Origin of the sequence: Streptomyces cinereospinus (genome assembly GCF_042430725.1) — a bacterium.
In the GTDB taxonomy this organism is placed as follows: Bacteria; Actinomycetota; Actinomycetes; order Streptomycetales; family Streptomycetaceae; genus Streptomyces; species Streptomyces cinereospinus.
This window is the reverse complement of record NZ_JBHMCY010000036.1, coordinates 60,714-75,206: the sequence shown is the minus strand read 5'-3', so window position 1 is coordinate 75,206 and position 14,493 is coordinate 60,714. Positions and strand designations below refer to the sequence as shown.

The 14,493-nt window shown below is 72.9% G+C and carries 13 protein-coding genes; 7 read left to right on the top strand and 6 right to left on the bottom strand.

The window, feature by feature from the left end:
• Positions 1-110: 110 nt before the first annotated feature.
• Positions 111-881, bottom strand: a complete 771-nt coding sequence (locus ACFF45_RS19890; protein WP_381347747.1) for a transposase — start codon at positions 879-881, stop codon at positions 111-113.
• 539 nt (positions 882-1,420) lie between these two features.
• Here ACFF45_RS19890 and ACFF45_RS19885 point away from each other — a divergent pair.
• Positions 1,421-1,609 carry a hypothetical protein gene (locus ACFF45_RS19885; RefSeq protein WP_381347746.1) on the top strand — a complete coding sequence of 63 codons (189 nt, stop codon included), beginning with the start codon at positions 1,421-1,423 and terminating at the stop codon, positions 1,607-1,609.
• An 86-nt stretch (positions 1,610-1,695) separates the two neighbouring features.
• Here the strand turns inward: ACFF45_RS19885 and ACFF45_RS19880 are convergent, their stop codons facing one another.
• Entirely contained in the window at positions 1,696-2,457 is a 762-nt protein-coding gene (locus ACFF45_RS19880; protein ID WP_381347745.1) for a phosphoglyceromutase, read from the bottom strand.
• 211 nt (positions 2,458-2,668) lie between these two features.
• Between ACFF45_RS19880 and ACFF45_RS19875 the strand changes: the two genes are divergently transcribed.
• Together ACFF45_RS19875 and ACFF45_RS19870 are read left to right on the top strand one after the other, a co-directional pair.
• Entirely contained in the window at positions 2,669-4,324 is a 1,656-nt protein-coding gene (locus ACFF45_RS19875) for a stealth family protein (RefSeq protein ID WP_512701194.1), read from the top strand.
• 12 nt (positions 4,325-4,336) lie between these two features.
• Positions 4,337-6,103, top strand: coding sequence for a stealth family protein (locus tag ACFF45_RS19870; protein WP_381347743.1), 1,767 nt, complete (start codon positions 4,337-4,339; stop codon positions 6,101-6,103).
• A gap of 167 nt (positions 6,104-6,270) precedes the next feature.
• Here ACFF45_RS19870 and ACFF45_RS19865 read toward each other — a convergent pair whose 3' ends face one another.
• Positions 6,271-6,708 (bottom strand): DUF2000 family protein, encoded by a 438-nt coding sequence (locus tag ACFF45_RS19865; protein WP_381347742.1) that lies wholly within the window; start codon positions 6,706-6,708, stop codon positions 6,271-6,273.
• Positions 6,709-6,757: 49 nt separating this feature from the next.
• Between ACFF45_RS19865 and ACFF45_RS19860 the strand changes: the two genes are divergently transcribed.
• Positions 6,758-7,573 carry a helix-turn-helix transcriptional regulator gene (locus ACFF45_RS19860; RefSeq protein WP_381347741.1) on the top strand — a complete coding sequence of 272 codons (816 nt, stop codon included), beginning with the start codon at positions 6,758-6,760 and terminating at the stop codon, positions 7,571-7,573.
• On the opposite strand, the gene ACFF45_RS19855 is transcribed toward ACFF45_RS19860, so the two are convergent.
• Together ACFF45_RS19855 and mshA are read right to left on the bottom strand one after the other, a co-directional pair.
• A complete protein-coding gene (locus ACFF45_RS19855) occupies positions 7,534-8,058 on the bottom strand; it encodes a type III secretion system chaperone family protein (protein WP_381347740.1) in 525 nt (174 codons plus the stop codon). The two genes, ACFF45_RS19860 and ACFF45_RS19855, sit on opposite strands and share 40 nt — an antisense overlap.
• Before the next feature lie 120 nt (positions 8,059-8,178).
• Entirely contained in the window at positions 8,179-9,519 is a 1,341-nt protein-coding gene (mshA, locus tag ACFF45_RS19850; protein ID WP_381347739.1) for a D-inositol-3-phosphate glycosyltransferase, read from the bottom strand.
• 283 nt (positions 9,520-9,802) lie between these two features.
• Here mshA and ACFF45_RS19845 point away from each other — a divergent pair, with 283 nt between their 5' ends.
• The 3 genes from ACFF45_RS19845 (at position 9,803) to ACFF45_RS19835 (ending at position 14,022) form a co-directional block, all read left to right on the top strand.
• Complete coding sequence (locus tag ACFF45_RS19845; RefSeq protein ID WP_381347751.1) at positions 9,803-10,594, top strand: class I SAM-dependent methyltransferase; 792 nt, start codon at positions 9,803-9,805, stop codon at positions 10,592-10,594.
• Between the two features lie 618 nt (positions 10,595-11,212).
• Entirely contained in the window at positions 11,213-12,394 is a 1,182-nt protein-coding gene (locus tag ACFF45_RS19840; protein ID WP_381347738.1) for a C40 family peptidase, read from the top strand.
• Positions 12,395-12,678: 284 nt separating this feature from the next.
• Positions 12,679-14,022, top strand: a complete 1,344-nt coding sequence (locus tag ACFF45_RS19835) for a PP2C family protein-serine/threonine phosphatase (RefSeq protein ID WP_381347737.1) — start codon at positions 12,679-12,681, stop codon at positions 14,020-14,022.
• A gap of 48 nt (positions 14,023-14,070) precedes the next feature.
• Here ACFF45_RS19835 and ACFF45_RS19830 read toward each other — a convergent pair whose 3' ends face one another.
• The gene (locus tag ACFF45_RS19830) at positions 14,071-14,403 is read right to left on the bottom strand and encodes a DUF2516 family protein (RefSeq protein WP_381347750.1); all 333 of its coding nucleotides are present in this window, start codon (positions 14,401-14,403) and stop codon (positions 14,071-14,073) included.
• Positions 14,404-14,493 lie beyond the last annotated feature (90 nt).

Sequence of the window (14,493 nt, the reverse complement as noted above, 5' to 3'; positions counted from 1 at the left end):
ACCACATCAACGAGCCATGGGACGGGAAGCAACACCTTGATGATCTGCAAGCCCTAAGGGTTGTCCCGTAAATGATCTCTGACGTGGCTGGTGGCCTGCTGGTTTCTGTGTCACCCGGCAAGGACGAGGTTGTGCAGGCGGGCGATGCCGAGCATGGTGTGGTGAACGCCGTCGCCCTTCAGCCGGCAGTCGCGGAGGATCTTCCAGCCCTTCATCCGGGCGAAGACGTGTTCGACGCGGGCGCGGACTTTGCGGTGGGAGGCGTTGTGCTCCTCCTTCCAGTCCGGGAGTTCGGTCTGGCCTCTCTCGCGTCGGTGCGGGATGACCAGGCCGGTGCCCCGGTAGCCGCCGTCTGCGATGACGGTGGTCTTGCCCACGGCGTCTTTCGCGCCGGACAGCTCCCATGCCTTGCAGTCGTTGCGGTTGCCGGGCAGCGGCCTGCCGACCGCGACGACGAGCCTGGTGTCAGCATCGATGACGACCTGGTGGTTGGTGGAGTACCGGTAGTTCTTGGACTGCTCGGCGATGGTGTGGTCGCGGGTGGGAACGAGCGTGCCGTCCACGATCAGCACGGTGTCCTTGCGGAACCGCTTGCGTTGCTGGAGCGCGAGCGCGGGCCCGAGGTGGCCGATGATGCGGTCGGCCGCGGATTTGGACACCCCGAACAGTGGGGCCAGTTGGCGCAGGGTCAGGTTCGTGCGCCAGTACGCGGCGACCAGGAGCACGCGGTCCTCCAGCGACAGGCTCCAGGGGCGGCCCCTGCGTACCGGGTCCGCACCCTCACGCCGGAGCGCGGTGATCAGCTTGCCGAACTGGCGCGGGCTCAGCCCGGTAAACGGGGCTATCCAGGAGGGCTCCAACGCCGTGATCACACCAGACACAGCAAGATCATCTCACCCGTGAACAGCAGTTACGGGACAACCCTTAGGTACAAACCGCCCATCCGCTGAAATCATGGACGACTGAAAGTGTAAATGTCATCCGCGAAAGTTCCCTCGGGTTGGGAGTCCTCGCGAAATCATGGACGACTGAAAGTGTAAATGTCATCCGCGAAAGTTCCCTCGGGTTGGGAGTCCTCGCGAAACTAAGCCGGCCGCCCGGTCGCCCGCCCACCTGGCCGCCCGGCCACCCGGCCGCCCAGAAACCGAATCAACGGTTCGACGGTTTTCTGGTTCGACGGTTCAATGGATTCTTGCGTGCAAGGTAAGGGCATGCTTACCGGGATCGTCAACCGTCAGCGAGGTCGTCAGGAGAAGCTGGTATGCGGCTTAAGGGCGAGGCGCACCCGCTTTAGCTGCGAGTTTGTTATTCCCCCGCACGGTAAGTAAGGTCTTGTCACCGATATGCCGGAGAGGTCGCCCGTAGGGGGGCGACCTCTCCTTTCCATGGGATCGGTTATTGCCTACAGAACGGACAACGCATGACCCGCATGGAGAAGGCCATGGTGCCACGCCGAGGCCTCCGCATCGACCTCACCCTCCACCCCCTGCCGTTCCCGCTCGTCGGTCTCGGCGGCGCATGGCTGGGCGTCCAGGCCGGGGCTGACGTAGCCATCGCCGCTTTGGTGGCGCTCGTCGTTTCGGTTCGCATGAGGATCACCCGCCTCTAAGCGCCACGGCCCAGCGGCGGCCCCAGTACAGCAACGAGCCCCCTCCCGGCGGAGAACCCGCAGGCAGGGGGCTTGTTCGTGGACCGTTACTTCTTCTTGCCCTGGTTCTTGACCGCCTCGATCGCCGCCGCGGCCGCGTCCGGGTCGAGGTACGTGCCGCCCGGGTTGGCCGGCTTGAAGTCGGCGTCCAGTTCGTAGGAGAGCGGGATGCCGGTCGGGATGTTCAGGCCCGCGATGTCGGCGTCGGAGATGCCGTCCAGGTGCTTGACCAGGGCGCGCAGCGAGTTGCCATGGGCGGCGATCAGGACCGTGCGGCCGGTGAGGAGGTCGGGGACGACGCTGTCGAACCAGTACGGCAGCATGCGGTTGACGACGTCCTTCAGGCACTCCGTCTGCGGGCGCAGCTCCGGCGGGAGGGTGGCGTAGCGCGGGTCGGAGAACTGGGAGTACTCGGCGTCGCGGTCGAGCGCCGGCGGCGGGGTGTCGTAGGAGCGGCGCCACAGCATGAACTGCTCCTCGCCGAACTCGGCCAGGGTCTGCGCCTTGTCCTTGCCCTGCAGGGCGCCGTAGTGGCGCTCGTTCAGGCGCCAGCTGCGGTGGACCGGGATCCAGAGGCGGTCGGCGGCCTCCAGGGCCAGCTGCGCCGTGCGGATGGCGCGCTTCTGAAGTGAGGTGTGCACCACATCGGGCAGCAGACCGGCGTCCTTCAGCAGCTCGCCGCCGCGCGTCGCCTCCTTCTCGCCCTTCGCGGTGAGGTTGACGTCCACCCAGCCGGTGAACAGGTTCTTCTCGTTCCACTCGCTCTCGCCGTGGCGGAGGAGGATCAGCTTGTACGGTGCGTCGGCCATGGCTTCGAGCCTACCTAAGGCCGGTGCGCCGATGCCGGGGCCACTTACTCCCTGAACTTCAAGTAAATTCCTCTGCAACCCATCACCACGTCGGTATGTCTGCTCATCACAGGACAGGTGCCGGGGGTATACGAGGAGGAGCCAGAAGGTGACCGTGCGTTCCTTTGCGCGGCGGATGCGACCGCGAGTAGAGCGGAAGGCCGCTGAGCGAGTGTGGCAGCTGCGTACCATGCGGCGGCGCCGCAGGGCAGCGGTCGGCGACCCGGTGCTGCGCCCGGTGGCCGTCCGCGGCCAGCGGCTCTACGGCCGGGTGGTCTCCCGGTTCACCGCCGCCGAGGCGGCCGCCGCCAACCTCGACCTGGTGGTCGCGGCGCTGGAGCAGGAGGGGATCTCCTACTTCCTGGTGCCGACCTCCCGGGTCCGTCACACGGTGGGGGTGAACGCCGCCGACCGGGACCGGTTCCTGACCGCGCTGGAGGCGCGCAACGCGGGCAAGGCCGTGTTCATCGGCCGTCCGCTGCCGGGCGGCCAGCTCAAGCACCCCGCGATGTTCATGGACGGCGCGCTGCCGGCCGGGCTGCGCAGGGCGCCGGTGCTGCGGGTCGGGGAGAACCACCTCGGGCCCGCCGGCCAGCTGCTGGCCGGGCCGGAGCTGGCCTGCGACGTGGAGTTCTGGGAGGACGGGGCCGAGGTGCTCGCCTCCGACAGGGGCGAGCAGCGGCTGGCGAAGGTGCAGCCGCAGGCGTCCGAGGACGTCTTCCGCGAGTCCCTGATCAGCCCGCGCAACAACGGCATAACGGACGTACTGCCGGCCTCCGAGCAGAAGCCCGCCACGGTGCGGGTCGGCGACCGCGAGCTGCCGAGCTTCGCCCCGCTGACCCTGCCGACCGTGAGCCGTGTCACCTTCCCCGTGGACATCGTCTACACCTGGGTCGACGGCGAGGAGCCGGCGATGCGGGCCAAGCGGGCCCGGTACCAGGAGCGCGGCACGGCCGAGATCCTGGACAAGGAGACCAACGCCTCCCGCTACACCAGCCACGACGAGCTGAAGTACTCGCTGCGCTCGCTGGCGATGTACGCCGACTTCGTGCGGCACGTCTACATCGTCACCGACGGCCAGCAGCCGCACTGGCTCGACGACCGGGCCGACGGCATCACGGTCGTCGACCACCGCGACATCTTCCCCGAGGGTGTCCTGCCGGTCTTCAACTCGCACGCGATCGAGACCCGGCTGCACCACATCCCCGGCCTGTCCGACCATTACCTGTACTTCAACGACGACGTGTTCGTCGGCCGCCGGATCACCCCGGAGCACTTCTTCCACGGCAGCGGCCTGATGCGGATCCCGGTCTCCCCGCTGAAGATCGGCGTCGGCAAGCCGCACGCCGAGGAGACGGCCACCAACTCCGCCAGCAAGAACGTGCGCCGGCTGCTGCTGGAGAAGTTCGGCCGGATGACGACGAACAACTTCATGCACACCCCGCTCCCGCAGCAGCGCGAGACGCTGCTCGCGCTGGAGGAGCTGTGGCCGGAGGAGATCGCCCGCACCACGGCGTCCCGCTTCCGCTCGCCGACGGACATCGCCATGACGGCCCCGCTGCTGTACCAGTACGCGCTGATGACCGGCCGCGGTGTGCCGGGCAGGTTCAGCTTCCGGTACGTCAACATCAGCCGCCCGGACGCCGACCAGCGGCTGGCCGACCTGCGCAACAACCGCCGCTTCGACTTCTTCTGCCTGAACGACGTCGACGTGGCGCCGGAGGAGCGCGAGCAGGTCAGCGTGCGGATGCACCAGTTCCTGGAGGACTACTTCCCGTTCCCCGGCCCGTACGAGAAGCAGACCGGCGCCGCCGAGAAGCAGCGCTGACAGGGCGCGGTCATGGACATCCGTCACCGCCTGGCGGCGTTCCCGGGCCTGCGGGCCGCCCGGGACCTCGTGGTGCGCCTGGGGCTCTGGCTGTCGGCCCGGCTGTGGGCACTGCGCTCGGCCCGCGCCCGCAGGCGGCTGCGGGCCGCCGTGCCCGGACTGCGCCGGATCAGCTGCGGACCGGCCCGGCTGTACGGGCGTACGGTCGGCGGCTACACCGCCCTGGACGCCGCCGCCACCGACCTGGAGCGGGTCGGCGCCCTGCTGGACGCGGCCGGCGTGCCGTACTTCCTGGTCCCGGCGGAACCGCGGCGCGGCGGGGCGCGGCAGGTGGTCGGCGTCGCGGAGGGCCACCGCGACGCGGTGCTGGCGCAGGCCGCGCGGGAGTTGGCCGGCACCGCCGCCTTCGTGGCCGGGGTCGGTCCGGACGGCGGCGCGGTGCGGGCGGTGCTGTGGGCCGACGGCAGGCTGCCGCGGGCGCTGCGGCGGGCCGCGGTGCTGCGCACCGGCGAGGTGCGCCTCGGCCCGCGGGGACAGGTGCTCGGCGGTCTGGAGACGGGCTGCGACATCGAGTTCTGGCGGCCCGGCCGGGAACTGCGCGCGGACCCCGCCCATCTCAGCGTGCCCGGCCGGCAGCTGACGGAGGTCTTCGAGTCGGCGCTCGTCGCACCGCGCCGCAACCCCGTCTCCGAGGTGCTCCCGGTGTCGGCGCAGCAGCCGGCCGTGGCGGCCGGCCCGCGCCGCCCGGTGCCCACGTTCGCCCCGTTCGCCGAGCCGGGTGTCGACGAGGTCGACTTCCCCGTCGACGCCGTCTACACCTGGGTCGACGGCGAGGACCCGGCGATGGCCGCGAAGCGCCGCGCCCACCAGGAGGGCTCCGACAACGCCATCGCCCCGCGCGAGACCGGCGCCTCCCGCTACACCAGCCACGACGAGCTGAAGTACGCGCTGCGCTCGCTGGAGATGTACGCCGGGTTCGTCCGGCACGTCTACCTGGTGACCGACGCGCAGGTGCCCGACTGGCTGGACCCGGAGGCGGAGGGCCTGACGGTGGTCGACCACCGGGACATCCTCCCGGCCGACGCGCTGCCCGTGTTCAACTCGCACGCCATCGAGAGCCGGCTGCACCACATCCCGGGCCTGTCGGACCGGTACCTGTACTTCAACGACGACGTCTTCGTCAACCGGCCGGTCGGGGCGGAGCACTTCTTCCACGGCAACGGCATCGCCCGGATCCCGCTGTCCCCGTTGAAGCTCGGGGTCGGCGACCCGCACCCGATGGAGCCGGCGCCCAACTCCGCGGGGAAGAACACCCGTGAGGTGGTCCGGCGCTTCCACGGCCGGCAGATCACCCACAAGTCGCTGCACACCCCGCATCCGCAACTGCTGTCGGTGATGCGGGAGATGGAGGGCCTGGAGATCGAGGAGCTGCGGCGCACCGCGTACTCGCGCTTCCGCTCGCTGACCGACGTGGCCCCGGCGTCCACGCTGCACCACCACTGGGCGATCGCCACCGGCCGGGCCGTACCGGCCGAGTACCGCTTCCGCTACGTGCAGCTGGGCACCCCGGACATGCGGCGGCGGCTGGCCCGGCTGGAGGCCGGCGAGGACGTCGACTTCTTCTGCCTCAACGACGTGGACACCGCCCCGGCGGCCCGGGCGGCGGCGCAGGCGGCCATCCACGCCTTCCTGGAGCGCAGGTACCCGTTCGCGAGCCGCTTCGAGAAGGCGGCGCGTACGGTCCCGGGGTCGTCCCGAGCGACGCTGCCCGTCAGTTGAGTGGCAGGCCCGACGATCCCCTGCGTAAGTCGTGAGCGCCGCCTGAGCCACTGACAACGGCGCTCGGGTACGGCGTGCTGACGCGCCGCCCGCCGCACCGTGACCCGGCCGCCGGCCCGGCGCCGGCGGCGGTGGAGCCCGAGGTCAGCGCCGCGCGAGCCACGGCCTCACGGGTGCGTCCGGGCGCCCTTGAAGGCCCTGTCCACGGCGTTGCGCGGCCCGTACGCGGCGAGTCCCACCAGATCCAGCTCCACGGTCCGCACGGCCCTCACGGCCGCCCGGTTGTCGTGGTCGTTGCCCGTCGCGAACAGGTCCGAGGTGAACACCGCGCGCGTCAGGCCGCGGGAGAGCACGCGCGCGTGGGACGCGGCCAGCGTCTCCTCGGTGCCCTCGAAGACCAGCACGGGCTGGCGGAACATCGGCAGGCAGGGCACCCCGTCGGCGTCCTCGTAGGGCTCGCCGATCACCTCGGGGACCCGCGTGCCGAGGCCGCTGACCAGGAAGGCGGTGACGTTCAACCGCTGCCAGGTCACCAGGTCCTCGCGGAGCAGCACGGCGATCTTGGTGTCGAAGCGGTCGGCGCGGACCGGTGCGGAATCGTTCATGGCACCACCGTGCCGATCACCGTACGACCTTGTCTTGTACGTTTCTTGCATGGCCCAGCAGCGGGAGGTCTCCGCCTGGCGGCCGCCCGTCGCGGGCGTCGTCGAGGTCTTCCACGCCCGCTTCACCGAGTACGCCTACCCGATGCACGTCCATGAGGCGTGGACGCTGCTGATCGTGGACGACGGCGCCGTGCGCTACGACCTGGACCGGCACGAGCACGGCACCCCGCACGACACGGTGACCCTGCTGCCGCCGCACGTCCCGCACAACGGCTCCGCCGCCACCCCGCACGGCTTCCGCAAACGGGTGCTGTACCTGGACGGCTCGCTGCTCCCCGACGACCTGATCGGGCCCGCCGTCGACGCGCCCGACCTGCGCGACCCGGTGCTGCGTCGGCGCGTCGGGCACCTGCACGGCGCGCTCGCGGCCCCCGGCGACGAACTGGAGGCCGAGAGCCGGCTGGCGCTCGTCGGGGACCGGCTGCGCGCCCATCTGCGCTCCCGGCCGGCCACCACCGGCCCGCGCCCCGACCCCGCCCTCGCCCGCCGGCTGCGCGAACTCCTCGACGAGCGGGTCGTCCGGGGCCTGTCCCTGACCGAGGCCGGCGCGCTGCTCCAGGCCCATCCCGCCCATCTGGTGCGGGCGTTCAGCGGCGCGTACGGCATCGCGCCGCACCAGTACCTGAACTCGCGGCGCGTCGAGCGCGCCCGGCGGCTGCTGCTGGCCGGTGCCCGACCGGCCGAGACGGCGGCCGCGACCGGGTTCTACGACCAGGCCCATCTCACCCGCCACTTCCGGCGGTTGGTGGGGGTGACGCCGGGGCGCTACCGGGACGGGGTGCCGCCCTCGGAATCCTCGCGCTGAAGCAGGTGCGCGAACGCCTCCAGGTTGCGGGTGGACTCGCCGCGCGAGACGCGCCAGGCGTACTCCTTGCGGATCGCGGTGGCGAAGCCCATCTCCAGCAGGGTGTTGAAGGCGCCGTCGGCGGCCTCCAGGATCTGGCCGAGCAGCCGGTCGACCTCCTCCGCGGTGACGGAGGCGAGCGGCAGCCTGCCGGTGACGTAGATGTCGCCGAGCGGGTCGACGGCGTAACTGACGCCGTACAGCTTGAGGTTGCGCTCCAGCAGCCAGCGGTGGACGGCCGGTTCGTTCTCGTCGGGGTGGCGGATCACGAAGGCGTTCAGCGACAGGGAATGCCGGCCGGCGATCAGGGACACGGTCGTCGACAGCTTGCGGGTGCCGGGGAGCTTGACGACGTAGTGGCCGGGCGCGGGGCTCTCCCACTCCAGCTCCGCGTCCTTGAACACGTCCTCGATGACCTGCGCCGCCCGCTGCTCTGCTGCCGTCATGTGCCCGAGCGTACGTCAGCCGCGGCGGGCCCGGGCGTACGTCAGCCGCGGCGGGCCCGGGCGTACGTCAGCCGTGGCGGGCCCGGGAGCGGCGGCCGTGGTGGCGGGCCCAGGCGTACGTCAGCCGTGGCGGGCCCGGGAGCGGCGGCGGTGGGCCTGCAGGGCCGCCGTGTAGACCTCCGCGGTGGCCTCGGCCGAGACGTCCCAGCCGAAGGAGCGGGCGTGGTGGGCCGCGGCCGCGCCCAGCCGGTCGGTCAGCCGCGGGTCGTCGGCGAAGTCGCGCAGCACGCGCGCGTACGCCGCCGGGTCGTGCCCCTGGACGAGGAAACCGGTCCGGCCGTCCCGGACGGCGACCGGGAGGCCGCCCACCGCCGCGGCCAGCACCGGCGTACCGGCGGCCTGCGCCTCTATGGCGACCAGGCCGAAGGACTCGCTGTACGACGGCATGACCAGCACGGACGCGGCCCGGAACCAGTCCGCGAGCTGGTCCTGGCCGACCGGCGGGCGGAACCGCACGACGTCGGCGACGCCGAGCCGCGCGGCCAGCTTCTGCAGGCCCTCCGGCTTGGCGAGGCCGCTGCCGCTGGGGCCGCCGACGACCGGGACGACCAGGCGGGAGCGCAGGTCGGGGCGCTCGTCGAGCAGGACGGCGACCGCGCGCACCAGCACGTCGGGGGCCTTCAGGGGCTGTATGCGGCCCGCGAACAGGGGGATCAGCGCCTCCTGGGGCAGGCCGAGGCGGGCGCGGGCGGCGGCCCGGCCGTCGGCCGGGTGGAAGCGGTCGAGGTTGACCCCGGGATGCACCACGGCGACCTTGGCGCGGTCGGCGGCGTAGTGCCGGGCCAGCTCGTCGGCCTCCTCGGCGGTGTTGGCGATCAGCCGGTCGGCCGCGGCGACGATCTGGGTCTCGCCGATGACGCGGGCGGCGGGCTCGGGCGTGTCACCGTCGGCCAGGCTGGCGTTCTTGACCTTGGCCATGGTGTGCATGGCGTGCACCAGGGGGACGCCCCAGCGCTGGGCGGCGAGCCAGCCGACGTGCCCGGAGAGCCAGTAGTGGGAGTGCACGAGGTCGTAGTGGCCGGGGCGGTGGCCGGCCCACGCCTGCATCACGCCGTGCGTGAAGGCGCACAGCTGTGCCGGGAGTTCCTCCTTGGCGAGGCCCTCGTAGGGGCCCGCGTCGACGTGCCGGACGAGTACGCCGGGGGCGAGCTGCACGGCGGGCGGCAGGGCGGCGGTGGTCGCGCGGGTGAAGATCTCCACGTCGACGCCGAGCGCGGCGAGCCGCTGCGCGAGCTCCACGATGTAGACGTTCATGCCGCCGGCGTCGCCGGTGCCCGGCTGGTGGAGCGGGGAGGTGTGCACGGAGAGCATCGCGACGCGGCGGGGGCGGCGGTGGACCAGCCGGAGCCGCGAGGGGGTCGCCGGGGAGCGGCGACCGAGCCTGCTGACGTATTGGCTCACGTGCCGTTCCTCCCTGCCGCGGGCATGCCTGTCCGAGGACGCCGGGCCCTCCGACGGATGCGAACACCGCAGTGAGCCGCTCCATTTCCGGCGGGCTGTCCGGCCGAGGGTTTTTTACCGAATCATTACCAGTTACCGCTCAACCGTCCGAGACGCGGAAGCGTACGGCCACGGCTCCGCGGCTCCGTGGCACGCGCCGGACGCCCCTACCCTCGTACGTATGACAGCCCGTGCAGCGACCCTCCCCCACGCCCGGCTGCGCCCGGACGCGCGGACCCCCGTCGTGGGCTCGGTGACGCGCGGGACGACCCATCCCAACCGGCTGCGGCGCATGGACCGCTGGATCGCCGCCGTGCACGGCCGCGAGCTGCGCCGCGCCGCCGACCCGCTCGCCGTCGACCTCGGCTACGGCGCCGCCCCCTGGACCGCCGTCGAACTGCTCGTCCGGCTGCGCGCGGCCGCGCCCGGCGCGCGCGTGGTCGGCGTCGAGATCGAACCCGCGCGCGTGGCCGCCGCGCGGCCGTACGCGCGCGAGGGGCTCGCCTTCCGGCACGGCGGCTTCGAGGTCCCGCTTCCCCAGCGGCCCCACCTCATCCGCGCGGCCAACGTCCTGCGGCAGTACGACGAGGCGGAGGTCGCCGGCGCGTGGGAGCGGCTGTGCGCGCGGCTCGCGCCGGCCGATCCGGCGACCGGCTCGCGGGGCGGGCTGCTGGTCGAGGGGACCTGTGACGAGATCGGCCGGCGGCACGTGTGGGTCGCGCTCGGCCCGGAGGGCCCGCGCACGGTGACCTTCGCCACCCGGCTGGGCTCCCTGGAACGCCCCTCGGACCTGGCGGAACGCCTGCCCAAGGCGCTGATCCACCGCAACGTCCCCGGCGAGCCGGTGCACGCCTTCCTGCGCGACTTCGACCGCGCCTGGGCGGCCGCCGCGCCCTACGCCTCGTACGGCGCCCGCCAGCGCTGGATCCGGGCCGTACGCACCCTGACCGCCGACTGGCCGGTCACGGACGGCCCCGCACGATGGCGCCAGGGCGAGGTGACCGTGCGCTGGGAGACACTGGCCCCGCACGCGTGAACGACCGGGGTGCGCTCGCCCTGGGGCGCCGGGCGCCCGAACGACCGGGAGCGCGCCCCCGGCGGAGCCGACGCGGGGCGCGCGAACGATCCGGAGCGCCCCCCGGCGGCGTCGGCGCCCGCGCGTGAACGGCCCGAATCGCCCCCGCCCGGCGTCGGCGCCCCGCGTGCGTACGTCCGGGCCCCGCCCCGGACAGCCGTGGCGGGGCCCGGGAGCCCGCCCCGGACGGCCGTGGCGCCTCGCGCCCCGAACCCCTCAAGCCCGCCCGACTGCCTCGACGCCGCGCGCGTGCGAACGGCTGCCTAGACGCCGCGCACGTGCGAACGGCGACGTGCGCCCGCCCGGCGGCATCGGCGCCCGCGCGGGAAGGCCGGGGGGGCCGGACCGTTCGGTGGCGTTGGGAGTGCGGACGGGCGGACTTCGCCCCTCGTTTCCCCGGGGAGCCGGATCGCGCGGAACGATCTCCGTGCGACGTTCGTCACCAAGACGGGGGAGGATCGCCGTGCGACGGCCGGAACGGGGCGGGGAGTCACCCCCTCTGTCGTTTCGCGCCGGGGCATGGCACGATCGCCCGGGCGTCCAACCTTACTGACGGGCAATCAGGTGGGGGGAAGAGGTATGGCCAGGGGCAAGCGCGGCCTGATCGCGGCGGCCGTGACCGTGGTCGGCGCGGTGACCGTGCTGACGGCACCCGGCGCGGCGTTCGCGGCACCCGCACCGGCCCCCACCTCCTCGGCGACCGCCGGCCCGGCCCCCGCCACCAACGCCGAGCTGGAGGCCGTCCGCAAGCGGCTCGACACGCTCTACCGCGAGGCCGCCGCCGCCACCGACGCCTACAACGCGGCGGATGAGCAGGCCCGGCGGCAGTCCGCCGAGGTCGCCGCGCTGGCCGAGCGGATCGCCGAAGGCCGCGAGCGGCTCGCCGAGTTGCGACGGCTCGCCGGCGCCGCGGCGGCCGCGCAGTACCGCACCGGCGGCCTGCCGCCCGAGGCCGTGCTGGTGCTCAGCGACGACCCGGGCGAGTTCCTCGACGGCACCGGCCGCGTCCGCCAGGGCGAGCGCGCCACCCAGCACCTGTTGACGGAGACGGCCCGCACCCAGCAGGACGTGGAGCAGTACGCCCAGGACGCCTCCGCCCAGGAGAAGGAGCTGGAGGTCAACCGCGAGGCGAAGGCCACGGCCCAGCAGCGGATCGAGGCACGGATCGAGGCGGCGCGGAAGCTGGAGTCCCAGCTGGCGCAGGAGGAGAAGGCGCGCCTGGCCCGGCTGGAGGCCGAGGCCGCCCGGCGCGCGCAGACCGCCTGGCTCGGCTCCGGCATTCTCGACGAGATCGACGGCACGGCCACCGAGCAGGGCGAGAAGGCCGGGGAGTCCGCCACCGAGCAGGGCGAGAAGGCCGTGGAGTCCGCCACCGAGCAGGGCGAGAAAGCCGTGGAGTCCGCCACCGAGCAGGGCGAGAAAGCCGTGGAGTTCGCCACCGGGCAGATCGGCAAGCCCTACGAGTGGGGCGCCGAGGGCCCCAAGGCCTACGACTGCTCCGGACTGACCTCCCAGGCCTGGGCGGCCGCCGGCCGCGCCATCCCGCGCACCTCGCAGGAGCAGTGGCAGCGGCTGCGGCGTGTCGCCGTCCAGGACATGCGCCCCGGCGACCTGATCATCTACTTCGGCGACGCCAGCCACGTCGGGATGTACGTGGGCGACGGCGCGATGGTGCACGCCCCGCGGCCGGGACGGACGATCACGGTCGCGGGCGCGGGTTCGATGCCGATCCTGGGTGTCGTCCGCCCGGCGGCGGGCTGAGGAACCGGCCTGCCGGGCCCGGGGGTACCCGGTGACGTGGGCCACGTGACCCACCCCACGGCCCCCGGCGGCCGAGCCCCGGGCGGACGTGAGCTTCGTCATCCCCCACCGGACGGCGTCCTGTCCAACTGCGGTACGAAACGTGGCATATGACAGTGGTCGGCCGCCGGACGGCGTGCCGCACACCATTCCGCTGCGGCGCCGACACCCGCTATGGTCCCGGTCGGCGGTCGAGGTCCCTCGCACCCGCCATGCCCTCAGGGGGAGGGAAGGAATCCAGGACAATGCCCGTACCCGTACCGCGGCAGAGAGCGATCCCGGCCGTGGAGAGTGGTCAGGCGCAGGCCGCGCCCGAAGTCCGCGGCCTCCCCGGCGCGTCCGGTGATCCCGGTACCGAGGCTCCGCGCGAGGAAGCGCAGACGGAAGAGAAGGCCAGGACGACCACCGGCACGAGTACCGACACCAACCTCACACTGCTGCTGATCGAGGACGACCCCGGCGGCTCACCGATCGTGCCCGAACTGCTCGACCAGGCAGGCAAGCCGATCCGGATCCGCACCGCCCGCAACCTCACCGAGGCCGAGCGGCTGCTGACCGACGACGTCCACTGCATCCTGCTGGACCTCGCGCTGCCCGCGCCCGGCCGGGCCGACGACGACGAGCTGTCCGTCCTGCGGCACGTACTGGAGCTCGCGCCGCGGCACGCCGTCCTCGCCCTCACCGCGTCCGGCGACGCCGAGCGCGGCGCCGAGGCGGTGCGCGTGGGCGCCCAGGACTACCTCTTCCGCGACGAGCTGGACGGCAGGCTGCTGAGCCGCGCGATCCGCTACGCCGTGGAACGCAAACGCTCCGACACCGCCGAGCGCCGGCTCGCCGAGGGCCGGCTGCGCGCCCAGGAGAACCGCCGGCTGGAGCGGGGCCTGCTGCCCACGCCGCTGCTGCACGGCTCCCAGCTGCGCTTCGCCGCCCGCTACCGCCCCGGCCGCTCCCGCGCCCTGCTCGGCGGCGACTTCTACGACGTCGTGCGCACCCCGGACGGCACCGTGCACGCCATGATCGGTGACGTCTGCGGTCACGGCCCCGACGAGGCGGCGCTCGGCGTGGAGCTGCGCATCGCCTGGCGCGCGCTGACGCTGGCGGGCCTGTGCGGCGACGAACTGCTGAACACGCTCCAGCAGGTGCTGGAGCACGAGCGCTCGGACGACGAGATCTTCGCGACCCTGTGCACGGTCGACATCGCGCCGGACGGCCGCCGCGCGGGCCTGTGCCTGGCCGGCCACCCGGCCCCGCTGGTCGCCCGCCCCGGCCGCGCGCCGCGGCTGCTGCCGTACGACAACAACGGTCCCGCCCTGGGCCTGCTGCCGAGGGCCCGCTGGCCGCGGCTACAGGTGGAGCTGGGCCGGGAGTGGAGCCTGATGCTCTACACCGACGGCCTGATCGAGGGCCACGTCGGGCGGGGCCGCGAGCGGCTCGGCCAGGACGGCATGGTGGAGATGATCAGCCGGCAGCTGGCGCAGGGACTGCGCGGCGAGCGGCTGCTGCGGGAGGCGGTCAAGGAGGTCCGCGCACTGAACGGCGGCGAGCTGACGGACGACGTGGCCGTGCTGCTGCTGGACCGGGTGCCGTAGGGCCTGCCCGGCGCTCGGCGGGCCCGGCGTCCTACCGGCGGTGCGGACTCACCGTCCGCCGTTGTACGGCCCGTAGGGGCCGTCGCTGTTCGAACCCCGGCGGGCCCGGCCGCCGCCGGGCAGGCCGCGCAGGGCCGGGCGGACGTCGACCATGTAGACGATCGTCGCGATCAGGCCGATGATCGGCAGGAACGACAGGATGTTGAAGATCAGGTTCACCACGAAGGCGAGCCCGAGGATGATCAGCCAGAAGGGCTTGGTCTGCTTGTCGGCCGCGCGGTAGGCGTCCTCGCGGCGGACGGCGGCGTCGATCAGCGCGAAGCCGCTGAAAAGGATCAGGGCCATGCTCAACAGCCACATGAACCCGACGAACCCCTGCATCAGCACAACGTCCACCACCCGTGTCGGCTAGTCCTACGCGGTCACCGTACCCGCAACCGCCCGCCCGTCACCCGGAGAACGGGCCGGGCA